The organism is Mesorhizobium sp. M0701, from assembly GCF_040320365.1.
Classification (GTDB): Bacteria; Pseudomonadota; Alphaproteobacteria; order Rhizobiales; family Rhizobiaceae; genus Mesorhizobium.
The window spans coordinates 79,346-102,691 of the sequence record NZ_JAMYPO010000010.1; the positions used below are offsets into that span (position 1 = coordinate 79,346).

The 23,346-nt window shown below is 62.7% G+C and carries 23 protein-coding genes; 13 read left to right on the top strand and 10 right to left on the bottom strand.

Annotated features, from left to right (window positions below; translation table 11 throughout):
- Positions 1-3 precede the first annotated feature (3 nt).
- Complete coding sequence (locus NKI24_RS12630) at positions 4-879, top strand: aldose 1-epimerase (protein ID WP_352745632.1); 876 nt, start codon at positions 4-6, stop codon at positions 877-879.
- Between the two features lie 179 nt (positions 880-1,058).
- A complete protein-coding gene (locus NKI24_RS12635; RefSeq protein WP_352745635.1) occupies positions 1,059-1,523 on the top strand; it encodes a cupin domain-containing protein in 465 nt (154 codons plus the stop codon).
- A gap of 67 nt (positions 1,524-1,590) precedes the next feature.
- On the opposite strand, the gene NKI24_RS12640 is transcribed toward NKI24_RS12635, so the two are convergent.
- The 6 genes from NKI24_RS12640 to NKI24_RS12665 form a co-directional block, all read right to left on the bottom strand.
- Positions 1,591-2,094, bottom strand: coding sequence for a sarcosine oxidase subunit gamma family protein (locus tag NKI24_RS12640; protein ID WP_352745637.1), 504 nt, complete (start codon positions 2,092-2,094; stop codon positions 1,591-1,593).
- The gene (locus tag NKI24_RS12645) at positions 2,087-5,041 is read right to left on the bottom strand and encodes a sarcosine oxidase subunit alpha family protein (RefSeq protein WP_352745639.1); all 2,955 of its coding nucleotides are present in this window, start codon (positions 5,039-5,041) and stop codon (positions 2,087-2,089) included. Before NKI24_RS12645 ends, NKI24_RS12640 begins: the two co-directional genes overlap by 8 nt.
- The gene (locus NKI24_RS12650) at positions 5,038-5,319 is read right to left on the bottom strand and encodes a sarcosine oxidase subunit delta (protein ID WP_352745642.1); all 282 of its coding nucleotides are present in this window, start codon (positions 5,317-5,319) and stop codon (positions 5,038-5,040) included. The genes NKI24_RS12645 and NKI24_RS12650 overlap by 4 nt, the downstream gene beginning before the upstream one ends.
- Positions 5,320-5,332: 13 nt before the next feature.
- Entirely contained in the window at positions 5,333-6,589 is a 1,257-nt protein-coding gene (locus NKI24_RS12655) for a sarcosine oxidase subunit beta family protein (RefSeq protein ID WP_352745644.1), read from the bottom strand.
- A 10-nt stretch (positions 6,590-6,599) separates the two neighbouring features.
- Positions 6,600-7,748 carry a M24 family metallopeptidase gene (locus NKI24_RS12660; protein WP_352745647.1) on the bottom strand — a complete coding sequence of 383 codons (1,149 nt, stop codon included), beginning with the start codon at positions 7,746-7,748 and terminating at the stop codon, positions 6,600-6,602.
- Positions 7,749-7,822: 74 nt separating this feature from the next.
- On the bottom strand, positions 7,823-9,013 hold the full coding sequence (locus tag NKI24_RS12665; RefSeq protein WP_352745650.1) for a M24 family metallopeptidase: 1,191 nt from the start codon (positions 9,011-9,013) through the stop codon (positions 7,823-7,825).
- A 237-nt stretch (positions 9,014-9,250) separates the two neighbouring features.
- Between NKI24_RS12665 and ehuB the strand changes: the two genes are divergently transcribed.
- Genes ehuB through NKI24_RS12690 form a run of 5 tightly spaced genes read left to right on the top strand, consistent with a single transcriptional unit; the run spans position 9,251 to position 13,063 of the window.
- Positions 9,251-10,120: an ectoine/hydroxyectoine ABC transporter substrate-binding protein EhuB gene (gene ehuB / locus NKI24_RS12670; protein WP_352449795.1), complete on the top strand. Its 870-nt coding sequence runs from the start codon at positions 9,251-9,253 to the stop codon at positions 10,118-10,120.
- Positions 10,121-10,174: 54 nt separating this feature from the next.
- Positions 10,175-10,903: an ectoine/hydroxyectoine ABC transporter permease subunit EhuC gene (gene ehuC, locus NKI24_RS12675; protein ID WP_352455831.1), complete on the top strand. Its 729-nt coding sequence runs from the start codon at positions 10,175-10,177 to the stop codon at positions 10,901-10,903.
- Positions 10,900-11,559: an ectoine/hydroxyectoine ABC transporter permease subunit EhuD gene (ehuD, locus tag NKI24_RS12680; protein ID WP_023674259.1), complete on the top strand. Its 660-nt coding sequence runs from the start codon at positions 10,900-10,902 to the stop codon at positions 11,557-11,559. Before ehuC ends, ehuD begins: the two co-directional genes overlap by 4 nt.
- Positions 11,556-12,335: an ectoine/hydroxyectoine ABC transporter ATP-binding protein EhuA gene (gene ehuA / locus NKI24_RS12685; protein WP_023717024.1), complete on the top strand. Its 780-nt coding sequence runs from the start codon at positions 11,556-11,558 to the stop codon at positions 12,333-12,335. The genes ehuD and ehuA overlap by 4 nt, the downstream gene beginning before the upstream one ends.
- Positions 12,332-13,063 carry a GntR family transcriptional regulator gene (locus NKI24_RS12690; protein ID WP_023674261.1) on the top strand — a complete coding sequence of 244 codons (732 nt, stop codon included), beginning with the start codon at positions 12,332-12,334 and terminating at the stop codon, positions 13,061-13,063. Before ehuA ends, NKI24_RS12690 begins: the two co-directional genes overlap by 4 nt.
- A 144-nt stretch (positions 13,064-13,207) precedes the next feature.
- On the opposite strand, the gene NKI24_RS12695 is transcribed toward NKI24_RS12690, so the two are convergent.
- Positions 13,208-13,639, bottom strand: a complete 432-nt coding sequence (locus NKI24_RS12695) for a VOC family protein (protein WP_352745655.1) — start codon at positions 13,637-13,639, stop codon at positions 13,208-13,210.
- 92 nt (positions 13,640-13,731) lie between these two features.
- Positions 13,732-14,403, bottom strand: coding sequence for an AraC family transcriptional regulator (locus tag NKI24_RS12700; protein ID WP_352745658.1), 672 nt, complete (start codon positions 14,401-14,403; stop codon positions 13,732-13,734).
- A 383-nt stretch (positions 14,404-14,786) separates the two neighbouring features.
- Here NKI24_RS12700 and NKI24_RS12705 point away from each other — a divergent pair, with 383 nt between their 5' ends.
- The gene (locus tag NKI24_RS12705) at positions 14,787-15,152 is read left to right on the top strand and encodes a VOC family protein (RefSeq protein ID WP_352745818.1); all 366 of its coding nucleotides are present in this window, start codon (positions 14,787-14,789) and stop codon (positions 15,150-15,152) included.
- On the top strand, positions 15,149-15,514 hold the full coding sequence (locus tag NKI24_RS12710; RefSeq protein WP_352470562.1) for a DoxX family protein: 366 nt from the start codon (positions 15,149-15,151) through the stop codon (positions 15,512-15,514). The genes NKI24_RS12705 and NKI24_RS12710 overlap by 4 nt, the downstream gene beginning before the upstream one ends.
- Positions 15,515-15,819: 305 nt before the next feature.
- Here NKI24_RS12710 and NKI24_RS12715 read toward each other — a convergent pair whose 3' ends face one another.
- Positions 15,820-16,212, bottom strand: a complete 393-nt coding sequence (locus tag NKI24_RS12715) for a GFA family protein (protein ID WP_352452141.1) — start codon at positions 16,210-16,212, stop codon at positions 15,820-15,822.
- 167 nt (positions 16,213-16,379) lie between these two features.
- Positions 16,380-17,228, bottom strand: coding sequence for a beta-keto acid cleavage family enzyme (locus tag NKI24_RS12720; protein ID WP_352745661.1), 849 nt, complete (start codon positions 17,226-17,228; stop codon positions 16,380-16,382).
- A gap of 96 nt (positions 17,229-17,324) precedes the next feature.
- Between NKI24_RS12720 and NKI24_RS12725 the strand changes: the two genes are divergently transcribed.
- The 4 genes from NKI24_RS12725 (at position 17,325) to NKI24_RS12740 (ending at position 23,263) form a co-directional block, all read left to right on the top strand.
- Positions 17,325-18,230: a MurR/RpiR family transcriptional regulator gene (locus NKI24_RS12725; RefSeq protein ID WP_352452143.1), complete on the top strand. Its 906-nt coding sequence runs from the start codon at positions 17,325-17,327 to the stop codon at positions 18,228-18,230.
- Positions 18,227-19,558, top strand: a complete 1,332-nt coding sequence (locus NKI24_RS12730) for an aspartate aminotransferase family protein (RefSeq protein WP_352452145.1) — start codon at positions 18,227-18,229, stop codon at positions 19,556-19,558. The genes NKI24_RS12725 and NKI24_RS12730 overlap by 4 nt, the downstream gene beginning before the upstream one ends.
- Positions 19,559-19,651: 93 nt before the next feature.
- Complete coding sequence (locus NKI24_RS12735; protein ID WP_352452198.1) at positions 19,652-20,605, top strand: TAXI family TRAP transporter solute-binding subunit; 954 nt, start codon at positions 19,652-19,654, stop codon at positions 20,603-20,605.
- A 57-nt stretch (positions 20,606-20,662) separates the two neighbouring features.
- The gene (locus tag NKI24_RS12740; protein ID WP_352745664.1) at positions 20,663-23,263 is read left to right on the top strand and encodes a TRAP transporter permease; all 2,601 of its coding nucleotides are present in this window, start codon (positions 20,663-20,665) and stop codon (positions 23,261-23,263) included.
- Positions 23,264-23,346 lie beyond the last annotated feature (83 nt).

A 23,346-nucleotide genomic window follows, 5' to 3' on the forward strand; every position in this document is an offset into this window, starting at 1 on the left:
CTGATGGTCGGGACGATCAAGATCAGAAGCGGAGACCTGTCTGCTGAAATCGTCCCGTCGCTTGGGGCAGGTCTTGCGAGGTTCGATTATGGGCGCGTGCCACTCTTCAGGCCTTGGCCAAACGGCGGGAGCAGCAAACCGTTCGACCTTGCCTGCAACCTGCTTTTGCCATGGTCAAATCGCATCTCGGGCGGCGGGTTCACATTCGACTCCAAATTCCACGAACTGCCTGCCAATGTTGCAGGCGAGCCATTTCCCATTCACGGCAATGGATTTTCGAGCGAGTGGGACGTCGACAGCGTAACGCGGAACAACGCAAAGCTGTCGCTCATCAGCAACGGGCCCGGCCCATACCGATATCGCGCCGAGGTGAGCTACGCGCTGGCCGGACAGGGGCTCGAGCTGAAACTTCGCATCGTCAATCGGGCCTCGATCAGATTGCCGTTCGGGCTTGGCATCCATCCATGGTTCCCGAGAACGGCACGAACCGCGCTTCATGCGCCGGCCTCGCAGGTTTGTCTCGAACTGCCCAGCCACCTCCCTGAACGGTTTGTGGATGTCAAAACCCGTCCCGACTGGGATTTCGGCGCCCCAGTCGTATTGCCGAGTGGATGGATAAACAATCTGTTTGCCGGTTGGAACGGCGTCGCCACCATATCGTGGCCGGAGCACAGTTGCAGCCTGCGGATTGAAGCTTCATCGTCCTTGAATTTTTACCTGGTCTATTCGCCATCGAAGGACAGCGACTCCTTCTGTTTTGAACCGGTCAGTCATACTGTCGATGCTCACAATCGTGGTTCGATCGACAAATGGAATGGACTGTCGGTGCTTGGGCCCGGCGAGAGCCTGGCAGCCCGTTGCAGCTTTGCCGTCAGTTAGGCGGACCTCTGCGGCGCCCTCGAATTGGCGGATGTCGGCTAGCATGTCCGGTGAGAACGAAGCCGGCTTTTCGTCCAAACGCGACCGGGAACCCGTGAGCCAGTTCGACGTTTGCCGGATGTCGCTGCGCAGCTCGTCTGCTTGACGGCCCACCAAATATGCCTGGCAGGATTGGATCAATGACGGATGTTGAACCAAAAGAATTCGTGCTCGCAGGCATCGTCATGAAGCGACTGGTCTCCGGCGAACAGACGGGAGGCTTGTTGAGTCTCTTCGAAAACAGAAGCGACGGGCACACGAAAACGCCAATCCATGTTCATGCGAATGACGACGAGACGGTCTACGTCATCGAAGGGCATTTGACCGCAATTGTGGACGGTGTGGTCCGAACGCTCTCGCCCGGCGAGAGCACGTTTTTGAAGCGGGGCATCCCGCACCAGCTTATGAATCCCGGCAACCAGCCCGTTCGCTACATCCTGATAGACACGCCAAGTGTGTTCGAGCAGTTCCTCGCCGAAGGTGGTCATGAGCTCCGCAAGGGAGAGGTGGTTGGGCCGCCGACGCCTGCCGATATCGAGCGGCTCAAAGCAGCCGCGCCGAAATTTGGGATTACGCTCCTCCAAGACTGGCCGGCAAGAGAGTAAATGGTCTCATGATAGCGGCTTTGGATCGGGCGCTAAAGCGGATCCTTGCCTGCGAAACCGCCATTGGCTAGCCGTCGGCAATCCAATCCGAGAGGCTTCGCGAAAAACTTCGCGGCACGATGAGTTCGCACGCGGCCTCGCCGGTGCGCAGGAAGAGCACGGAGACATGATGGAAGGACGTTTGCACGGCTCGTCCCGGAGCGGCGGCCGGCGCGTGCCAGTCGACGGCAATGCAGCCGGACAGAAGCCTTGCAATACCAGGGCCGGCCATTTTCAAACGAACACGACCTTCGCCGAGGGGCACGGAACAGCCGAGATCGGGGTCGACGACAAGGGCTGGCGCTTCTGTGCCTTCGTCGAGAGCCAGCCAAAGGCGGCGAGGTGCAACGCGGATGGTTAAAAGGCCCTTGTGGCGAACCGTCTCTCCGACCGAAGCGGGAAGTTTCGTGTTGAGCGACGCCGAGACGCTCTTTTCGAATTGTCTCAGTGTCGCGTCCCAGCCCTCGATCTGGATAAGCGGACAATCCGCCACGGACAGGCTGAAATCCCGAGAAGAGGTCAAGCTAGCCATGCAGCCGTTCTCCCTGCGGATCGATGAATACCGGCGAGACAACGCGGGCGCGAACCGTTTCGCCCTTCATCGGATAGACAGCCACGACCTCGCTTCCTTCTGCCGCGACATCACCGGCAAGCAAGGCCAACCCGACATAATGGCCGCGTTCGGGGCTGAAAGTGACGGAGGTGACACGACCGCGCCCATGGCCATGGGGTTTCTCATCCGGCAGGAACAGGATGGCGCCGCCGCGCAGGCGTTTTCCCTCTTCGATGCATTCCAGCCCGACCAGACGCTGCCGGTTGGGCGCCCGGAGGGCAGGGCGCCGTCGCAGGACGTCGCCGACGAAGCCGCTGCGCTTGCCGGCCATGCGGCCGAGGCCGAGATCGTCAAGCGTCGTGCGCCCATCGATCTCCGGTCCGGCGACATGGCCCTTTTCGACCCGCAGCGCGCCAAGCGCCTCGACACCGTAAGGCTTCAGGTCGAAGGGTCTGCCGGCTTCGAGCAAGCGGCTCCAGAGCTGTTCACCGGCAGTGGCGCCGACATAGACTTCGTAAGCGCGCTCGCCGGAATAACTGAGACGCAGGATGCGGAGCGCACGGGCCTCCCATTCGCTTTCGAGTAGTCCCATATGCGAAAGCGCCTCCTCGGAAACGTCGAGAGCGGGAAACGCTGCATTCAGGATCGCGCGGCTGTTAGGCCCGGCAACCGACATCGCCGCCCATTCATCGCTGACCGAGGTAACGGCCACGCGCAAATCCGGCCAGGCCGTGTCGAGCAGGAATTCGAGACGCGACAGCACATCGGCGGCCTTGGCGGTCGAAGTGGTCATGAAGAACCGGTTTTCCGCTAGCCGCGTCGTGGTGCCGTCGTCGAAGACGATGCCGTCGTCGCGCAGCATGACGCCGTAGCGGGCGCGGCCTATCGCCAGTTTGGCAAAGCCGTTGGCATAGACGCGGTCGAGGAAGATTGCCGCATCCGGGCCCTGGACATCGATCTTGCCGAGCGTGGAGATGTCCATCAGGCCCGCCGCCTGACGTACGGTCCGCATTTCGGCGACGTAGGCCTCGTTCACGTTACGCCCCGACTGCCAGTAGAAATAGGGCCGCATCCAGAGCCCGACCTCGAGCATCTCGGCGCCGTTTGCCATGTGCCAGTCGTGCATCGGCGTGCGGCGGATCGGCTTGAAATGATGGCCGATGGCGCGTCCAGCAAGCGCCCCGATCGCCACGGGCGTATAGGGCGGGCGGAAGGTCGTGGCGCCGGTCTCGGGGATTGTTGCCTTGCGCAGGGCGGCCATCGCGGCAAGTGCGGCAAAATTGCTGGTCTTGCCCTGGTCGGTGCCCATGCCGAGCGTGGTGTAGCGCTTCAGGTGCTCGACTGATTCATAGCCCTCACGATGGGCGAGCTCGATATCCCCGGTCGTCACGTCCATCTGGAAATCGACGAAAGCCTTTCCACGTCCAACGGAAGGGATCTCGCGAAGTGAACTCGTGGCGGTCTCGTCCAGATCGAGTTTCGACGGAGCGGGCACCGGCGCCGACTTGCCGCAGGAGGCTGCCGCTTCGATGCCGGCGCGATGGCCGTCCTCGACGGCAGCGGCGGTCACATAGGCTCCTATCATTGCGCCGGCGCCGAACTGGCTGGCTGAAAAGACGCCCGGCACGAAGCCGTCAATGTCGTCGCGATACACAGGTCTGACACCGAGGTGTGAGGTGAGATGCACGGTTGGCGACCAGCCGCCGGAGATGCAGACTAGGTCACAGGCGGCCGAGGACTGGCCCTCCGGCCCATTGAGCGTTACGCGCCTGACGGCATGGCCGCCGTGCAGGTCGACGATGCGCGTTGCGGCCCGCACCACCACGCCGAGCCGTGCGGCTTCCGCGGCAAGTGCTGTGGGCGGCGCTGCGCGAACATCGGCAACCGTTACCTCCGCGCCGGCATCGGCAAGGTCGAAGGCGGCGCGCCAGGCGCCGTCATTGGTGGTGGCGACGATGATTTTCTTGCCCGGCAGGACGGCGAAACGGTTGAGGTAGGTCCGGGCGGCCGAGGCAAGCATGACGCCGGGCCGGTCATTGTTCGAGAACACCATCGGCCGCTCGATGGCGCCGGTGGCGAAAACGATCGAACGGGTGCGCAGCATGGTGACCGTTTGGCGTGTCTCGCCATTCGGCTGCGGATCGGTTGGATCGCGCTGTTCGACCAGTCCAAGGACATTGCCGTCATAGCTGCCGAAAGCGGTCGTCCGCTTCATCAGCGCGACGGTTTCGAAGTCCTCCAACTCGGCCTCGGCCTGCCTCAGCCATGCGGCGGCTGCGCTGTCGGACGGTTCCGCCAAAAGCTGGCCGCCAAGCAGGAAATCCTGCTCGATCAGCGCAACCCGCGCCCCGGCCGCGGCCGCTGCCCGCGCCGCCGACAATCCCGCCGGGCCGCCGCCGACAATGGCGACATCGGCAAAGGCATGACGAACCTCATAGCGGTCGGGATCCGGGCCGGTGCCGGCTCTACCCAGGCCGGCCGCCTTGCGGATGAAATGTTCGTAGAACATCCAGGCGCGGCGCGTCGGGCCCATGAAGGTCTTGTAGTAGAAGCCGGCGGACAGAAACGGCGCCAACAGCCCATTGACGCTTTGTACGTCGAAGGCAAGCGATGGCCAGCGGTTTTGACTCTCCACGACCATGCCGTCGGCGAGTTCCAGTGTCGTCGCCGGCAGGTTCGGCTCGCGCCTGCCGGCGCTCCCGAGCGTAACCAGCGCATTCGGCTCTTCGGGCCCGGCGGAAAAGATGCCGCGCGGGCGATGATATTTGAAGCTGCGCCCGACCAGGGTAACGCCGTTGGCGAGCAGCGCCGAGGCAAGCGTGTCACCGCGATATCCAGCCAGCTTGCGGCCGTCGAAGGTGAAATTGACCGGCACCTCGCGACGGATACGGCCACCCACTGGCAGGCGTTTGCGGTTCGAACTCATGCCGGTTGTTTCCTGACAGTCGATTTCCTGGCGAAGTCGACGGATGCGATCGCGTGGTTGCGTGTGTCGCGTTCGACCACCATCCATTGGCGGCAGCCGGTCACGTGCTGCCAGAATTCGCGGTGCTGGCCGCGCGGGTTTGTCCTGATATAGACGTAACGATACCAGGCCTCTGGATCGGGATCGTCATGGGCCGGACGCGTGACCGAGGCATCGCCGCCGTAGCGGAACTCGTCATGATCGCGCGGGCCGCAGCAGGGGCATTCGATGCGCAGCATTTTGTCCCGCCTCCTATTGCAGCCAGGCGGAAGGGCCGACACCGGCCTCATCGAGCGTGTGGCCGGTGCGGAAACGATCGAGCCCGTAGGCCGCGATCAAGGGATGCGGCTTGCCGGTGGCGATCGTGTGGGCGAAGCACCAGCCGGAAGCCGGCGTCGCCTTGAAGCCCCCATAGCACCAGCCGCCATTGAGATAGAGGCCGTCGATCGGCGTCGGGCAGATGATCGGGCTGGCATCGGGAGTCATGTCCATGACGCCGCCCCAGTGGCGCAGCAGCCGGACGCGCGAAATGCACGGCATCAATGCAATCGCCGCCTCCGCCACCTCGCGAACGACGCCGAGATTGCCGCGCTGGGCGTATGAATTGTAGCCGTCGAGATTGCCGCCGAAGACCAGTCCGCCCTTATCGGACTGGCTGACGTAGAAATGGTCGGCGCCGTAAGCGACGACGTGATCTACCAGCGGCTTCAGCGGTTCGGTGACAAAGGCTTGCAGGACGTGGCTTTCGATCGGCAGTTCAAGCCCGGCCTTGGCACCGAGCACGGATGTATGACCGGCAACAGCGAGGCCGACCTTGCCGGCGCCGATCCGGCCTTTCTTCGTTTCGACGCCGACGATACTGTCGCCGTCGCGGACAAAGCCTGTCACTTCGCAGTTCTGGATGATGTCGACGCCATGGCCGTCGGCGGCGCGCGCATAGCCCCAGGCGACGGCGTCGTGGCGCGCCGTGCCCGCCCGGCCCTGGAAGATGGCGCCATGGATCGGAAAGCGGGCGGTGTCGGAAAAATCGAGATAGGGCACGAGACGGCGCACCTCGTCGCGGTCGAGGATATCGGCATCAATGCCGTTCAGCCGCATGACATTGGCGCGGTGGCTGAAGCCGTCGAGCTGATCGGCCGAATGCGCCGTGACGAGCTGGCCGCGCTGCGAGAACATGACATTGAAGTTCAGCGCCCGCGACATGCCCTCCCAGAGCTTCATCGAGAATTCGTAGAACTGGGTGTTGCCGTCGAGCAGGTAGTTGGAGCGGATAACGGTGGTGTTGCGGCCGACATTGCCGCCGCCGACATAGCCCTTTTCGAGCACGGCGACGTTGCGGATGCCGTGGTTATCGGCAAGGTAGAAGGCGGTAGCGAGGCCGTGTCCACCGCCGCCGATGACGATCACATCATAGGACGGTTTTGGCTCCGCCGCACGCCAGGCGCGCTGCCAATTCTTCTGGCCGGACAGCGCGTTGCGGAAAATCGAGAGTGCCGAGTAGCGCGCCATGTGTGCAGGCCTATCGAACGATCGGGCCGGCCGGCGTGCGGGTAAGCACTTCGGCGCCCGCATCGGTCAACAGCACCGTGTTGGAAACGAAGTCATCGCCGCGACCGGTGCCCATCAGCCATGACAGGATGTGGAAGCTCATCCCGGTCTCGATCTCGAGGTCGGAATCGTGCCTCAAGCCGGTCACCGAATTGCCGCCGGTCCATGACGGCGGCTGGCCGGCGCCGACAAGATAACCGCAGTGATGGCGGCGATAGTGGGAAAGACCGGCCTCGTCGGCGACAACCTGCCAGGCGGCGTAGACATCGCGCGCCTTGGCGCCCGGCCGCAACGCCTCGATGACCGCGTTGAACGCCTTGGCGGTCAATTCCGCCATTGCGGCGTCTTCGTCGCTGATGTGGCCGATGCGAACGAGCCGGCCGAGCGGCGCGTGGTAGCGCGAGATGCACCCCGACAGTTCGACAAAGACCGGCTCGCCCTTGCGGTAGATCCCGTCGCCCCAGGTCGTGTGCTCTTCACCCAGGCGCGCGGCTGGGCGGATGAACGGTCCGAAGCCCGGCGCATGACCGCCGGCGCGGATCATTGCCGCAACACATTGGGCGGCGACCTCCTGTTCGGAAGCGCCATCCGAGATCGCGGCGATCGCAGCACCGGCGGCGGCGTCCGTCACCTTGGCGGCTCGACGCATCAGCGCCTGTTCCTCGGCGCTCTTCACCCGCCGCATCTTGTCGACCAGACCGGAGACATCGCTCCATTTGGCGTCCGCCTGCGTCTGGAGCGCAACGGCAAGTCCATGGCTGAGGCCAGCCGTCCAGTATTCGAGGCCGATCCGCTTGCCCGACAGGCCGAGCTCCGCAAGCACCCGCGCGGCAAGGTCGGCCGCCGTTTCGCTGTCGGAGTGACCACGGAATTCCGCTGCCTTTACCTGCTTCTCGATCGTCACCATTTCCATCGAGCGGGTGACCAGGACAGGTTTTCCCTGGAGCGGGACGATCAGCAGGTGAGGGGCAAAATACCCCCAATGATCGAGCCCGGTGAGATAGAAGACGTTCTCCGGCGAGGCGAAGACCGCCGCGTCGAGGTCGCGCTCGGCCAGTGCAGCACGGACCTTGGCAAGGCGGCCGGCAATTTCGGCTTCGGAAAACGGATTGCGGTCCATCGGGCGTCCTCGTGCTTGTTGCCGGCTTGCTGGCGGGCATGGTCTTTTCGGCAGCCGGTTTCCCGGCCGCCATGTCAGTCGATGACGACGAGTTCGCGCGCCACGTCGCAGAGGCGTTCGCCGCCGCGATCCGTGACGACGAACGATTCCGAGATGGCGATGCCGAAATCGTCGAGCCAGACGCCGGCCATGAAATGGAAGCACATCCCGGGCTGCATCTCGGTGGTGTCGCCGGGACGAAGGCTTGCGGTGCGTTCACCCCAATCGGGCGGATAGGCGAGCCCGACCGGATAGCCGACGCGGCTTTCCTTCTTCAGCCGGTTCTTCCTCAACACTGCCTGCCAGGCGGCTTCCACCTGTTCGGCGGTGTTGCCGGGGCGCGCCTTCTCGAGGCCAGCGTCGACGCCCTCGACGATCGCCTTGGCCATGTCGAGGATGGCTTGCGGCGGCTTGCCGAAATGTACCGTCCGGGTCAGCGCCGCATGATAGCGGCGCCGCACGCCGGCGATCTCCAGAATGGCGAGGCCGCTGTCGGGCAGCGGCGCGTCGGACCACGTCAGATGCGGCGTGCTGGTGCCCTCGCCAACGGGCATCAGCGGACAGATCGCGGCATAGTCGCCGCCCGCTCCGGGCACGCCCATGATCTGCGCGTGATAGATTTCCGCAATGACATGGTTCTGAGGCACACCGGGCCGCATTTTCTCGATGGCACGGTTCATGGCATGCGTGCAGATCGCACCCGCCTCGCGGATCAGCACCAGCTCGGCTTCGGATTTGACCAGCCGCGCCCAGTTGACGAGATCGTGGTTGTTGGCGAAGTGCGCGTCGGGCAGCCCCTCGACAAGGTGGGCGTGGCAGCGCGCAGTGTAATAATGCGCGTCCATCTCGACGCCGATGCGGGCTTTTCCCCAGCCGCGCGACCGGATCAGTCGGGCGAGTTCGTCATAGGGGTGTTCGACGGGCTGCTGCACCAGCCGTTCCGAGAACGGCACGATGTTTGTCTCCGGCAGGCCGGTGGTCAGGCGTGCGCTCTTGGCATCCTGTGCCCTGCCGAACCAGATCGGCCGGTCTTCCTCCAGATGGACGAGCACGCACTGCGGAACGTAGAACGACCATCCATCATAGCCGGTCAGCCAGCACATGTTGGCGGGATCCTGACAAACGATGAGATCGAAGCCGGCTTTTTGCATGCGTGTCTTCACGCCGGCGAGGCGCTGCCCATACTCCGCTTGCGTGAATGTCCCGAAGCCGTTCGCGGTCGCCACCGAAATCCTGCCTTCCAGGTACGCCGTTTGCCTTTTGTAACTGGCAACTAGGCCAAATTGTGCACAACTCGACGTCAATTTGCTGGCTAACTGCGAATTATCGCCGAATTTTCATGGTTTCTATATCTCTGCTTGCGAAATGTCTAGGGCGGTTGTATACGTCTGATCAAGCAGGCGTCGACCTCGAAGAAGGCCGCGCCCTGGGAACCATCCACAGTTGTCCAATGGGAGAAAAGCATGCTCAAATCATCGATATCGCGCCGTATGGTCGTGAAGGCGGCTGCCTGCATCGCACTCGCCGCGACGTCATTGACGTCGTTGTCCGCTCACGCGGAAACCACCCTCGAACGGGCCAAGAAGGACGGCTACATCCGCGTCGGTTTCGCCAACGAGGCGCCGTTCGGTTACGCCACGCCAGACGGCAAGCTGACCGGCGAGGCCCCTGAAGTCGCCAAGGCGGTGCTCGCCAAGATGGGCATACCGCAGGTCGACGGTGTTTTGACCGAATTCGGCTCGCTCATTCCGGGTCTCAAGGCCGGCCGCTTCGACATCATCGCCGCCGGCATGTTCATCACTCCGAAGCGCTGCGCCGAGATCAACTACTCCGAGCCGTCCTACGGCATCGGCGAGGCTATGCTGGTGGCAAAAGGCAATCCGAAAGGCATCAAGGATTTTTCCAGCATCAAGGACAATCCGGATCTCAAGCTTGCCGTGATGGCCGGCGCCGTTGAAGGCGGCTTCGCCAAGGAAGCGGGCGTTGCCGATGGGCAGATCGTCTCCTTGCCTGACCAGTCCAGCCTGGTCGCCGCCGTCCAGTCGGGCCGCGCCGACGCTGCCGCGCTGACCGCTCTTTCGATCGCCGACATGGCCAAGAAAGCCGACGGTGTCGAATCGACCAAGCCCTTCGGCGAGGTTGCCGGCAAGTCGGTGAAAGGCCATGGCGGCTTCGGCTTCCGCAAGGAAGACACCGACCTGCAGGAGGCGTTCAACGCCGAACTGAAGAAGTTCCTCGGTTCGCCGGAGCATATCGCGCTGGTCGAGCCACTCGGCTTCGGCAAGGACTATCTCCCCAACAAGACCACCGCAGAGCTCTGCGCGGGCAAATAGGTTCCCAACTGCTGGCGGCGCGAAAGCGCCGCCCTTTTTCCTTGGGGGAATCGCATGGGTATCCGTACGCTCGTTGCCATGCTGGTCATCGCGCTTGTCGTGATCGGTGCCTTGGCAACACAGGAATCATATCAAGTGTTTATGCCGGGGCTGCTGCAAGGCGCGGTCCTGACGGTCGAGATCGCCGTCCTCGGCAGCCTGCTGGCAATTATCATGGGCGTGCTTGCAGCACTTGCAAGGATGTATGGCCCGACGCCGCTCAGATGGCTGGCCACGGTTTACGTCGAGATCTTCCGCGGAACGTCGGCACTGGTGCAATTGTTCTGGCTGTTTTTCGTGCTCCCGCAATTCGGCGTCACGATCAACGCGTTCGTGGTGGCGGTGCTCGCGCTCGGCCTGAATGTCGGCGCCTATGGATCGGAGTGCGTGCGCGGCGCGATCCTGTCCGTCGCCCGCGGGCAGTGGGAAGCGTGTACGGCATTGAACATGAGCCGCCCGCAGATGCTGCGCCGGATCATCCTGCCGCAGGCCTTTGTCGCGATGATCCCACCCTGGGGTAATCTGTTCATCGAGCTTCTGAAATCGACAGCGCTGGTCTCGCTGATCACGCTTTCGGACCTCGCCTTCAAGGCGCAGCAAATGAACCAGAACACGTTCAAGACCATTCCGATCTTCACCCTCGTCCTTTTGATGTACCTGGCAATGTCGCTGGTTGTGACCATCGGCATGCGGCTTCTCGAAAGGCGGGCGTCGCTCGGACTGGCGCGGGGGAAGGCGGCATGATCTGGGATTGGGGATTTGCCCTGGAAATCCTGCCGGTGCTTGCCCGCGCCGCCGTCATTTCCATCGAAGCGACGCTGATCGGCTTTGCGCTTGCCGCCTCGCTCGGCCTGGTGCTGGCCGTTGTCCGCATCGCCGTGCCATGGACCAGCTGGACGATTTCGGTGCTGGTCGAGCTGATCCGCTCGACCCCGCTGCTCATCCAGATATTCTTTCTCTATTTCGTCTTTCCGAAATTCGGTGTCGTGCTCGACGCTTTCACCGCCGGGGTGCTGGCCATCGGTATCCACTACGCCGCCTATTGCTCCGAGGTTTATCGCGCCGGATTCGACAACATCCACCGCGGCCAGTGGGAAGCCTCGATCGCGCTCAATCTCTCGTCCTGGACGACGTTCCGCGACATCATCATTCCGCAGGCGATCCCGCCGATCGTTCCGGCGCTCGGCAATTATCTGGTGGCCTTGTTCAAGGAAACGCCGTTGCTTTCCGCAATCGCCGTGATGGAACTGATGCAGACCGCCAAGATCATCGGCTCCGAAACGTTCCGCTACACCGAGCCGATCACGCTGGTCGGCCTGTTTTTCCTTGCCATGAGCCTGGTTTCGGCGGCGCTCATCCGCTCCCTCGAAGGGCTGCTCAACCGGAGGACCACCCGATGACTGAACAACCGATGGTCCGCTTCGACAATGTATCGAAACGCTACGGCACGTTAACCGTTCTCGACGGGCTCAATCTCGAAATAGCGCGCGGCGAAAAAGTCTCGGTCATCGGTCCGTCGGGTTCGGGCAAGACGACGGTGCTGCGCATGCTGATGACGCTGGAGACGATCAATGACGGCGTCATCTGGGTCGAAGGCGAGCCGCTGACCCATATGGAGAGGAACGGCAAGCTTGTTCCCGCCGATCTCGCCCACATCCGCAAGATCCGCGCCAAGATCGGCATGGTGTTCCAGTCGTTCAACCTGTTTCCGCATATGACGGCGATGCAGAACTGCATCGAGGCGCCGATAACGGTGCTCGGAATGAAGCGGGCGGACGCCGAGGCACGAGCGGCCGAGCTGCTGGAGCTGGTCGGTCTGGCCCAGAAGAAGGACCACTATCCGTCACAGCTTTCTGGTGGCCAACAGCAGCGCGTCGCCATCGCCAGGGCGCTGGCAATGCGGCCCAAGATCATGCTGTTCGACGAGGTAACGTCGGCGCTCGACCCGGAGCTTGTCGGCGAAGTGCTACAGGTGATAAGGCAGATCGGGCGCGAGCATGATCTCACCATGCTGATGGTCACCCATCAGATGGGCTTCGCCAAGGAGTTTTCCGACCGCGTTTGTTTCTTCTATCAAGGCAAGATCTGCGAGCAGGGGCCGCCAAGCGAACTGTTTGGTGCTCCCAAGAACGAGCGGACACGGCAATTCCTGCACGCTGTCCTGGAGGCTGGGTGACGATCGAGACAGAGGCCAAGCCGCCCACGACGGTGACCGCCGCGCCGCCGCGCCCGCTCTCCGCGCGGGAGCGGTTCGAGCGCATCTACCGGATATTGCGCGACCGCATCTGCCTGCTCGATTATGCGCCGGGAAGCCACCTTTCCGAGGAAGAACTTGCCCAGGAATTCGAGATCAGCCGCACGCCGGTCCGGCGCGTGCTGGCGCGCCTTGAATCCGAGGGTCTGGTTCAATCCGTCCACGGCGTCGGCACGATCGTCACCGACGTCGACATCGAGGAATTGCAGCAGGTCTATCATCTGCGCCTCGAGCTGGCGCTCCTCGTCGGCAAGCTTTCGCCGATTCCGCGCACGGCGGACGATCTTGACCGGATACGGGCGCTCATCGCGCGCTGCGACTCCGACATACTCAATCCCGACCAGCGCGCTTTCCTGCGCCTCAACATGGATTTTTTCTACGAGCTCACGGCGATGACCGGCAACCAGCCACTGCGCGAGATCAGCGAGCGCCTGTATTTTCAGGTCGCGCGCGTCGTCCTGAAGCTGATGCCGCAATTGGGCCTCGTCGAGGAATTCACCGCATTCCGCCGCGAAATGGAAGAGGTCCTTGCCGCCGCCGAAATCGGCGACTGGGAGTCCATCGGGCACATAAGGCGGGCGCATATCTCAATGAGCTTCCGCCGCATGATGCGCCATGCAGGCGAGGCGAATCTGGATAGAGCTACATAATCAGCCCCCTAAGATTGTGCTGGTGGACTGCCGTCGAACTGGCTTCGTTTGCCAGGGAAAGCAGGCCGCCCGCCCCGATCCCGACAGAATTTGCCAGGACCGGGAATGACTAGAACGGCCCGATACTACAGGCCCGCGCCGCCCTTAACGAGGATTCTCACTCGGTATGTTGGCGGGATTCCAGACGACCTCCCACAGGTGTCCGTTCGGGTCGCGGAAATATCCGGCGTACCCGCCAAAGAATGTGTCCCGGGCAGGCTTGATGATCTCGGCTCCGGCGCGGGCGGCCTCATCCATCACTTGATCGACTTCTTCGCGGCGCACAACATTGTGTCCGACTGTGAACGAGGTCGAGCTGATCGGCGCCTTGGGCAGGCCGGTGTCGTAGGCGAGGTCGTCCTGCGCCCAGATCGCGAGCTTCAACCCGCCGGACAGCGTGAAGAACGCGACGGCGCCATGCTCGAACTCGCGGCCGATGATCCCTTCCGTCGGCAAGCCGAGACCGTCGCGGTAGAACGCGAGAGAACTCTCAAGGTCGGCGACAGCGATGGTAAAAACCGAAATGCGCGGTTTCATGGCAGTCTCCTCTGGTTGTCGGAGATACCAGGATAAAGTCGGGCGATAGTGAAGACTTGAACAAAACGGCCAATGAAGAGCGCGACGTCGTTTCATCCGTTCTGCAGCAGGTGATGAATCTGTCGCGGGGTGCTTCCTGTCAGGCGTCGGCTCTCGCGGACAAGATGCGCCTGGTCGGAATAGCCCGCCTCGGCTGCCAGGATGGCCGTAGCGCTGTTCGATTGGCTCCAAAGCCGCAGAAGGCGCTGGTAGCGGAGGATACGGTCAAGCGTTTTGGGGCCATAGCCGAAGCTCTCGTCGAAGCGCCGGCGCAACGTCCTTTCGCTCATCTCGAGTGCGCGCATCAACCAAGGGACGAGCGGCGCGTCGGGTGGCGGCCCGCGCTCGATCAATCGATATGCCGCCTGCATGGGAGCGTCTGGCGCGCGGGAGGCCGCCTCCTCGGCGACGACCTGTTCGAGCGAACAGGCCAGATCTTCGAAATTGTCGCCAGCGCGCACGCGGCTGGCGAGGCGCCGGGCTCGCGCTCCCCATAAATCGTCGAGCAACAGCCTCTGGCCGACAAGCTCGATTTGTGGCACGCCGAGCCATGCCGCCGCCGTGGCAGGATGAAAGCGCAAGCCGATCACGATCTCGTCTGCCGCCAGGACCTCGGTCTGCGGCTCCTTGTCGGGGCCGGCAATTCGGAAGCTGCCTCCGATCCATTGCAGGTCGATCGTTGCATCGGGCATGACGACGATTGGCGGTGCGCCCGCCGGGTCCATTCGATGCGCCCACACCGAAGCAAAGCTCCCGTGAAGCCGCGCCGACGCTGGACGTAGCTGAAATGAACCCGTTGCCTGCGCTGGGACGGGATCGCTCATCTCGCTCCTCTTCGGATTACCGGCGGTGAACCTACGACGCAGTGGCTGCGCCCGCCGTCGCTGGAGACAACAATCTGCACGACCGACAACGTCTGCCAATCGAGAACGGTTGCAAGAATCGGTTGTTTCTTCCGGCAGGAAGGAAGAGGGCAGGTGAACAATCATGTCAGATGCATCGCCTCGGCAGCGCCGTGTGAAGCCATAGGTCGATGGCCGTTTTGTTCAATCCGGCAGGCGAGATGCGTGCTTATCTTTCGCCGTCGTACATCACACGAGAGGTATGCATCATGAGCAACAACAACGATCAACGGATCGACTACGTCGAATTCAACGTGAAAGACATTCAGCGGTCACGCGACTTCTACGGAAAGGCCTTCGGCTGGACCTTCACTGACTACGGCCCGCAATATTGCGAGTTCAACGACGGGCGCTTGTCAGGTGGCTTCGCCGCTGGGCCAGCGAGGTCCGGAGGAGGCCCGCTCGTCATTCTCTATGCCGATGATTTGCCGGCAACGGTCAAGCGGGTCGAGGAAGCGGGAGGCACGATCGTCAGGCCGATTTATGGGTTCCCCGGCGGCCGGCGCTTTCATTTCGCGGATCCGGATGGTTACGAGCTAGCGGTTTACACCGAGGACGGCAGCAAGGAATGATCGCGTTCCTCCACCACCTTGGATTGGTTTTGCTCGGCGGCGTCTTTATCTGGGCGGGCGCCGAGCATTTCCTCAGGTTCCGGGCAGTTACAGCGTCCCTGGCCGAGCGGGGCTTTCCTGCTCCCAGGCCTCTTCTCGCGGCCGGATCGGTGCTGGAGATCGCAGGCGGCTTTTGCCTAGCAGCGGGCCTTGGTGGACCCTTTCCCGCCGCGACCTTGGCCGTATTCACCATTGCGGCGTCGTTCATGGCGCTCAACTTCTGGCGCTACAGCGGCGATGAACGCGAAGCGCTTCGTACCGGCTTCACCATCAATGTCGCCGTCTTGGGCGGGTTGATTGTCGCCGCGACCACTAGCCTGTGATCATCGTTTCGAGGCGGCGGGCCACTGGACCACGACAGAGCCATTCCACGACGCTGCGCTGCCTGAGCATTTCGTTGATGGCTTCCGCAAGGCCGATCTTCCAGCGTGACCTCCTAAACGGCCAGCATTGAACGCGGCGCTCTGTACAAAGCCTGCGTCAGGATCGCGACGATGAATCCCATCCCCTGCGATCCTCCTCTAAGGTACGGCGCCTTGGCTGTCATGGGTCGCCTTAGGCGCTCACGAATGCGCCTCTGAAACTCCGTGTTCTGATGTCGTTGCCTCCTCGGCACGGTTGGTGCGACCTATTCCTCAAAGCGACCCGTGGCGTCACGATCGCGCTCGTATCGTCTGGTGAGCGGAAACGGCGGCAACCAGGACTCGCGTCGGATGATCCAGCTTTCGTAGGTTGGCATCAGTTGGTCAGGCGCATCCAGGGACCCCAGGTTTACTTCGATTTCGTCTGCGGTGCGTCCGAAAACGGAGGAGCCGCAGCGGGGACAGAAAAACCGCCCGGCGTAGTCGCGTGTTTCGCCGTCGATCGTCACCGCATCCTCAGGAAAAATCGCGGAAGCGTGAAAAAGGGCGCCATGATGCTTGCGGCAGTCAAGACAGTGACAAAGGCCGACCCGGTATGGGCGCCCTGACGCGACAATTCGGACGTTGCCGCACAGGCAACCGCCGGTGAATCGGTCCATGCTGCGTCTCCTCCAAAATCAAGCGGCCGGAATGGTTACAACGACCGGCACTGTTGTTGCAATCGCCGCGCCGCGGGCGGGGACACGTCGTTCTTCCGTGGCGACGACATTGCAGCCGCCTCTCTATGCCTTGCGCGAGCTTGCCGCCGAAAATAGGCTTTGGTTTGTCATATGGAACGAAACGGCGCGTTCCATTGAGCCGCCAACTCGGCGGCCGAGGCGATCTTGACGCCGCAGTCGGCGAGTATGCGTGCGACGGTCGCTACCAGTTCGGCGTTGGACGAGGCTATGCTGCCGTCCGGAAGGAAAAGATTGTTTTCGAAGCCGACCCGGACATGGCCGCCAAGCAACGCGGCGGCGGTCACGCACGCCGCTTCGTTGCGGCCGAAGGCGCAGACGCTCCAATGGTCGAAGCGCGGCATGTTCGCCGCTAAGAACGGCAGGAGATCGGCAGGTACGGATGTCTGTCCCGGCGTGTAGCGGCCCAGCACGTAGAGAACCGGTATGCTTGCCCAGGGGATCAGTCCGCGCTGCTGCATGTCCGAAAGCCTGACGGCCTCCTCGGGCGAATAGAGGATGATCTGCGGCGCAACCCTCTCGGTGTGCAGCCAGGCCATGAAGCGCACAAAGGCGAGTTCCGATCCGGCATCAGGAACGATTTCGCGAAGCGCCAGCGAGACAGCTTGCGGCTTCACATCTTGTACGACGGCCATCTGTTGGGCCGGCGAATAGATACCGAGCGCTTCGGAGGTGATCTGAATTATCAAGCGGTCGCCGGCAGCACCGCGGATGGCGGCGATCGTCTGGCGGTAGGCGTCGGCGTTGAGCAGATGATTGCCGCTTCTGTCGCGGACATGGACGTGGATCATAGCCGCACCGGCATCGGCGCATTCCGCGGCCGTCCTCGCAAGTTCGGCTGGTGTCAGCGGAATCGCCGGATGGTCGGCCTTGCTGCGACGTCCCCCGTTCGGGGCGACGGCTATGGCGATGCGGTCGAGACCATGGGCCGGCTTCATGGGGACGTTCTGTGAGTGACAAGATTCATATGAATCAACCTTTGATCACACTGAAACAGACGTTGCAATCGCTGGTCTGGCGAGCTAGCAATATCCATGGACCAGGGAGAGCTTGCTGGACAGATCGTCACTGCCTTCGACGGCATGTCGGCGCAGCTTCGGTCCGCTGCGCGCTATGTCCTTGATAAGCCGTATGATGTCGCGCTGTTGTCTATGCGCGAGCAGGCCCGGCACGCAGGAGTGCAGCCGGCGACGATGACGCGGCTGGCCCAGCATCTCGGCCTTGATGGCTACGAGACCGTACGCGATATTTACGCCGCCGCGATCCGGGACGGCGAAATCGGTTTCGCCGGCAAGGCGGGCCTTCAGGTGGCCAGCCAAAAGCTCAAGGGCGACCACGCGCTGGCGGCCGATATTCTGGATTCGATTTCCAGCCAGCTTTCCCATCTCGCCGAAGGCAGGTCGATCGACCGTCTGGTCGAGACGGCCAGGGCGCTGAGTGCGGCAAGGCGCGTCTATTGCCTCGGCCTGCGCTCGAGCCACGCAGTCGCCTGGCATCTGCATTACATCCTGTCGCTGATCGGCGAGAAGTCGGTGTTGCTGCACGGCATCGGCGGAACCGATGGCGACGCTCTGGCCCATGCGACCAAGGACGACGTGCTGATCGCCGCCAGCGTCCTGCCCTACACGCGCTTCACCATCGAACTTGTCGAGTACGCTGCCGGCCGCGGCGTACCGGTCATTGCGATCACCGACAGCGGGGTAGCGCCCTTGGCGCTGCTTGCCGATCACCTAGTGGTCGTGCCGACGGGCAGCCCGTCCTTTTTCCATACTATGACGCCAGCTTTCATCGTTGCTGAGATCCTCGGTGCTCTTGTCGCAGGGCAGGCAGGCGAGGGCGCCGTTGAGTCGCTGCGACGTTTCGATGAGCAGGGCGCCGCTCTCAAGACCCATCTGAACCAACGTCCGCCGAAGAAAATGCCCATGAGGGACCGTCGATGACACACATTCTTCATCGAACCATCCACTCGACGCTGCCGGTCGCCATTCGCGGCCAAGGCATCGAACTGTTCGATGCCGAGGGCAAGTCCTATATCGACGCGTCGGGCGGCGCCGCCGTGTCCTGTCTCGGCCACGGCCATCCCGACGTGATCGCTGCACTGCACGCCCAGCTTGAACGCATCGCCTACGCCCACACCAGCTTCTTCACCACCGAGGTGGCGGAGCGCTTGGCGGATCGGCTGGTCGAGGACGCGCCGAAAGGCTTGGACCACGTCTATCTAGTCAGCAGCGGCTCGGAGGCGGTCGAGGCCGCGCTCAAGATGGCCAGGCAATATTTTGTCGAGAAGGGCGAGCCGCAACGGCGCCATCTCATCGCACGCCGGCAGAGCTATCACGGCAATACGCTCGGCGCTCTTGCCACCGGCGGCAACGAATGGCGGCGCGCCCAGTTCAGGCCGTTGCTGATCGAGACCCACCATATCGACCCCTGTTACGCCTATCGCTATCAAAAGCATGGCGAAAGCGACGAAGCCTATGCGGCGCGCGCCGCCCAGCAGCTCGAAGACAAGATCCTAGAACTCGGCCCGGACGAGGTCATCGCCTTTGTCGCCGAGCCGGTGGTGGGTGCCACGCTCGGCGCGGTGCCGCCGGTCGCGGACTACTTCAAGCACATTCGCGCGATTTGCGACCGCTACGGCGTGCTGCTCATTCTCGACGAGGTGATGTGCGGCATGGGCCGTACCGGCACGCTGCATGCGTGCGAGCAGGACGGCATCGCTCCCGACCTGCTGACCATCGCCAAGGGGCTCGGCGGTGGCTACCAGCCGATTGGCGCGGTGCTGCTCGGCCGGCATATCTTCGATGCCTTTGCCCAAGGCTCGGGCTTCTTCCAGCATGGGCATACCTATATGGGCCATCCAATGGCAGCGGCGGCCGGCCTTGCCGTGCAGGAGGTCATCCGGCGTGACGGTCTGCTCGACAACGTCAGCGCAATGGGCGCGCAGCTGGACGAACGCCTGCACCAACGCTTCGATAACCACCATCACGTCGGCGACATTCGCGGGCGGGGTCTATTTAGGGGAATCGAGCTGGTGGTTGATCGCGCCAGCAAGGAACCATTCGACCAGAGGCTTGAACTCAACGCCCGCATCAAGCGCGAAGCAATGGCCCGCGGCCTGATGATTTATCCGATGGCCGGGACGATTGATGGTGTGCGGGGCGTTCATGTGCTTGTGGCGCCGCCATTCATCATTTCCAAACAGGATATCGATCGGATCGTCGAACGGCTCGGTGAGGCGATCGACGCTGCGATCGCTTCAGCGGCCTGACCCGCACGACGCGGACCGCCTCAACCAGTTCCAACGCGTCATCGGCGACGGGCCGGGACACCCACCAGAGAGGTAGCAACCATGTACAGTTCAATGAAAACCCTGATCGGCGCGGCGGCCTGCATGCTGCTGGCGCTGCCATCCGTCGGAGCCGAGCAGCGCTTCGTCACGGTCGGCACCGGCGGGGTCACCGGCGTCTACTACGCCGTCGGCGGCGCCATTTGCCGACTGATGAACAAGGACCGGCAGAAAACCGGCATCCGATGCTCGACGGAGTCGACCGGCGGTTCGGTCTTCAACGTCAACTCCATCCAGACCGGCGACCTCGATTTCGGCTTGACCCAATCGGACGTCCAGTACCAGGCCCATGAGGGGACCGGAAATTTCGACGGCAAGCCGTTCAAGGATCTGCGGGCCGTGTTCTCCGTCCATCCCGAGCCGTTTACCGTGCTAGCGCGGCCGGACGCCGGCGTCACCAAATTCGAGGATTTCAAAGGCAAACGCTTCAACGTCGGCAATCCCGGGTCAGGCACCCGCTCGTCCATGGAGGAGTTGCTCAAGCAGATGGGCTGGACGCTCGGCGATTTCTCGCTTGCCGCGGAGCTGAAGGCGGACGAGCAGGGCAGCGCGCTGTGCGACAACAAGATCGACGGTTTCTTCTACGGCGTCGGTCATCCTTCCGCCGCGATCCAGGATCCGACCACGGCCTGTGGCGCCAAACTCATCCCGCTGACCGGTCCGGCAGTGGACGCGCTGTTGGCAGCTCATCCGTACTATTCAGTCGCCACCATCAAGGGCGGCATGTACGCCAACAATCCGGACGACGTGACGACATTCGGCGTCCGCGCGACAGTGGTGACGAATGCCAGCACGCCCGATGAGGTGGTCTACGAACTGGTGAAGTCGGTCTTCGAAAATTTCGACGACTTCAAGAAACTGCATCCGGCTTTCGCCAATCTCGATCCCAAGGAGATGGTCAAGACCGGTCTGTCGGCGCCAATGCATCCGGGCGCGGAGCGCTATTACAAGGAGAAGGGCTGGCTCTGAGGCCTTCAATGCGAGGCGCCACAGGCGCCTCGCATCGCAAAATAATTGTAGGGAACGATGACAGATCAAAGCCAGCGGGCGGCAGGGCCTGACCAACCCGTTATCAACATTGACAAGCTTAGCGAGATCGTCGCCGAGGCCGACACCGGTGGGCGCAAGCCGACCGGCCGCACCGCGAAGCTGATCCTCGGCGTATCGCTGGCATGGTCGCTGTTCCAGCTCTGGTATGCCTCGCCCCTTCCGTTCATGCTCAATTTTGGTGTCGTCAGCGACGGCATCGCCCGCTCCATCCATCTGGCCTTCGCCCTGTTTCTGGCGATGCTGACGTTTCCGGCCTTCAAGACCTCGTCGCGCAGCCGGGTGCCGCTGCCCGACTGGGTGCTAGGCATCGCCGGGGCGGCGTCCGCCCTCTATCTGTTGGTCTTTTACAGCGATATCGCCCATCGGCCGGGCCTTCCTACTACGGCTGACCTGATCGTCTCGATCGCCGGCGTCCTCATCCTGCTCGAGGCCGCCCGTCGCGCCGTCGGGCCTGCCATCACCGTCATCGCGGCGATCATGCTGATCTATATCTTCGCCGGGCCTCACCTACCTGGCCTGCTCGGCCACAAGGGCGCGACGTTATCGCGCGCAGCCTCGCAGATGTGGCTGACGTCGGAGGGGGTCTTCGGTGTTGCCCTCGGTGTGTCCACCAACGTCGTCTTCATGTTCGTTCTGTTCGGAACATTGCTGGAGCGCGCCGGCGCCGGCGGCTTTTTCATCCAGCTTGCCTTCTCGCTGCTCGGCAAATACCGCGGCGGTCCGGCCAAGGCCGGTGTCGTCGCTTCCGGCCTGACCGGCATGATTTCCGGGTCGTCGATCGCCAATGTCGTGACCACCGGAACCTTCACCATCCCGCTGATGCGTCGCGTCGGATATTCTGCGGTGAAGGCCGGCGCCATCGAATGCGCGGCCGGCGTCAATGGTCAGCTGATGCCTCCGGTGATGGGCGCCGCCGCGTTCCTGATCGCGGAATATGTCGGCATCTCCTATGCCGAGGTGGTCAAGCACGCCTTCTATCCGGCGCTGCTAACCTACGGCTCGTTGTTCTACATCGTCGATATCGAAGCGATGAAGACGGGGATGAAGGGCCTGCCGTCACGCAGCACGCACTCCGCATTTCAGGGTGCGCTGCGCGGGCTGATGGGCATATGCGGCTTCATCGTCCTCGCAGGGGTTGTCTATTACGGCATTGGCTGGACGAAGATCGTTTTCGGCGCGGCCGCGACCTGGATGATCACTGCCGCGCTGATCGCCGTTTACATCGGCCTTGTCGCCTACCGGGCGCGTTATCCCGACCTGCCGCTGGAGGATCTGGAGGGCGAGATCGTCAGGATTCCCCACTTCGGCGAGACGGCGCGCACCGGCCTGCATTTTCTGCTGCCTGTGATCCTGCTGATCTGGTGCCTGATGGTGGAGGAGTTGTCGCCCGGCCTGTCGGCATTCTGGGGCGCTGTCGCCCTTATGGCGCTGATCGTCACGCAGCGGCCGCTCACCGCCTTTTTCCGCAAGGACCGAGCGCTGGCGCAGCATTGGCTTCACGGTTTCGACGATCTGGTCGGTGGCCTGTCCGCCGCCGCACGCAACATGACGACGGTCGGCATTGCCACTGCGACGGCCGGCATCATCGTCGGAACGGTTCTGCTCACGGGCATCGGGCTGGTAATGACCGAGCTGGTCGAATTCATCTCGGGCGGCAGCTTCATCGTCATGCTTTTGTTCACCGCGGTGATCTGCATCATTCTCGGCATGGGCATGCCGACCACTGCAAGCTATGTCGTCGTCGCCACCTTGATGGCGCCGGTCATCGTCGATTTGGCGGCGCAGAACGATCTTGCCGTGCCGCTGGTCGCCGTCCACATGTTCGTTTTCTATTTCGGGCTGATGGCGGACGTGACGCCGCCAGTGGGCCTGGCGGCTTATGCTGCTGCGGCAATTTCCGGCGCCGATCCGGTGAAGACCGGCATTCAGGGCTTCAAGTACGAGATCCGTACCGGCCTGCTGCCGTTCATCTTCATCTTCAACACCGGACTGCTGATGATCGATCTCGAAGGTCCGTTCGATTTCGTCGCGATGGTGGTGACATCGACGCTGGCCATGGTCTCGTTTGTAGCAGCGACGCAGAATTGGATGCTCGTGCGCAACCGCTGGTACGAGACGATTGCGTTGCTTGTGGCCTGTTTCATCTTGTTCAGGCCAGGATTGTTGCTCGATCAGGTGAGTGAACCGTATCGGGCAGTACCCGCCACCGAACTCAGCCGTATCGTCGACGAGACGGCCGAGGGAGGCGCGGTTCGCTTGCGCCTGACGACACTGAACCTCAACGGCGATGAGATATCGAAGCTGGTTCGGCTGCAGCTCGGGCCTGCAAATTCATCGGCCGAACGCCTGAAGGCTGCGGGCCTGGACGTCAGTGCGCTTGGCGATAGCGTGACGGTCGGCGTCGTGCGACTGGGCAGCCAGGCGGCCAAATTCGGCCTGCAGCCCGGCGACGAAATCAACCAGGTGCTAGTCCCGGCGGAACGGACGTCGCGCTATTGGTTCGCCATTCCGGCTCTGCTGTTGCTCGGTCTCGTCGTCTGGGGCCAGAAGCGGCGAAGGCGGACGGTTGGTCTGTAAACGTCTTGTGAGCGGAAGCGTCTTGGCCAGCATGTCGGTAGCAAGAGAACCAAACGACGCCCCGGAGCCGGCTAACGCGGAAA

Coding starts and splice junctions, on each gene's coding strand:
- NKI24_RS12630 (WP_352745632.1), top strand. CDS start 4: ATGGTCGGGACGATCAAGATCAGAAGCGGAGACCTGTCTGCTGAAATC.
- NKI24_RS12635 (WP_352745635.1), top strand. CDS start 1,059: ATGACGGATGTTGAACCAAAAGAATTCGTGCTCGCAGGCATCGTCATG.
- NKI24_RS12640 (WP_352745637.1), bottom strand. CDS start 2,094: ATGGCTAGCTTGACCTCTTCTCGGGATTTCAGCCTGTCCGTGGCGGAT.
- NKI24_RS12645 (WP_352745639.1), bottom strand. CDS start 5,041: ATGAGTTCGAACCGCAAACGCCTGCCAGTGGGTGGCCGTATCCGTCGC.
- NKI24_RS12650 (WP_352745642.1), bottom strand. CDS start 5,319: ATGCTGCGCATCGAATGCCCCTGCTGCGGCCCGCGCGATCATGACGAG.
- NKI24_RS12655 (WP_352745644.1), bottom strand. CDS start 6,589: ATGGCGCGCTACTCGGCACTCTCGATTTTCCGCAACGCGCTGTCCGGC.
- NKI24_RS12660 (WP_352745647.1), bottom strand. CDS start 7,748: ATGGACCGCAATCCGTTTTCCGAAGCCGAAATTGCCGGCCGCCTTGCC.
- ehuB (WP_352449795.1), top strand. CDS start 9,251: ATGCTCAAATCATCGATATCGCGCCGTATGGTCGTGAAGGCGGCTGCC.
- ehuC (WP_352455831.1), top strand. CDS start 10,175: ATGGGTATCCGTACGCTCGTTGCCATGCTGGTCATCGCGCTTGTCGTG.
- ehuD (WP_023674259.1), top strand. CDS start 10,900: ATGATCTGGGATTGGGGATTTGCCCTGGAAATCCTGCCGGTGCTTGCC.
- ehuA (WP_023717024.1), top strand. CDS start 11,556: ATGACTGAACAACCGATGGTCCGCTTCGACAATGTATCGAAACGCTAC.
- NKI24_RS12695 (WP_352745655.1), bottom strand. CDS start 13,639: ATGAAACCGCGCATTTCGGTTTTTACCATCGCTGTCGCCGACCTTGAG.
- NKI24_RS12700 (WP_352745658.1), bottom strand. CDS start 14,403: ATGGACCCGGCGGGCGCACCGCCAATCGTCGTCATGCCCGATGCAACG.
- NKI24_RS12710 (WP_352470562.1), top strand. CDS start 15,149: ATGATCGCGTTCCTCCACCACCTTGGATTGGTTTTGCTCGGCGGCGTC.
- NKI24_RS12715 (WP_352452141.1), bottom strand. CDS start 16,212: ATGGACCGATTCACCGGCGGTTGCCTGTGCGGCAACGTCCGAATTGTC.
- NKI24_RS12720 (WP_352745661.1), bottom strand. CDS start 17,228: ATGAAGCCGGCCCATGGTCTCGACCGCATCGCCATAGCCGTCGCCCCG.
- NKI24_RS12725 (WP_352452143.1), top strand. CDS start 17,325: ATGGACCAGGGAGAGCTTGCTGGACAGATCGTCACTGCCTTCGACGGC.
- NKI24_RS12730 (WP_352452145.1), top strand. CDS start 18,227: ATGACACACATTCTTCATCGAACCATCCACTCGACGCTGCCGGTCGCC.
- NKI24_RS12735 (WP_352452198.1), top strand. CDS start 19,652: ATGAAAACCCTGATCGGCGCGGCGGCCTGCATGCTGCTGGCGCTGCCA.
- NKI24_RS12740 (WP_352745664.1), top strand. CDS start 20,663: ATGACAGATCAAAGCCAGCGGGCGGCAGGGCCTGACCAACCCGTTATC.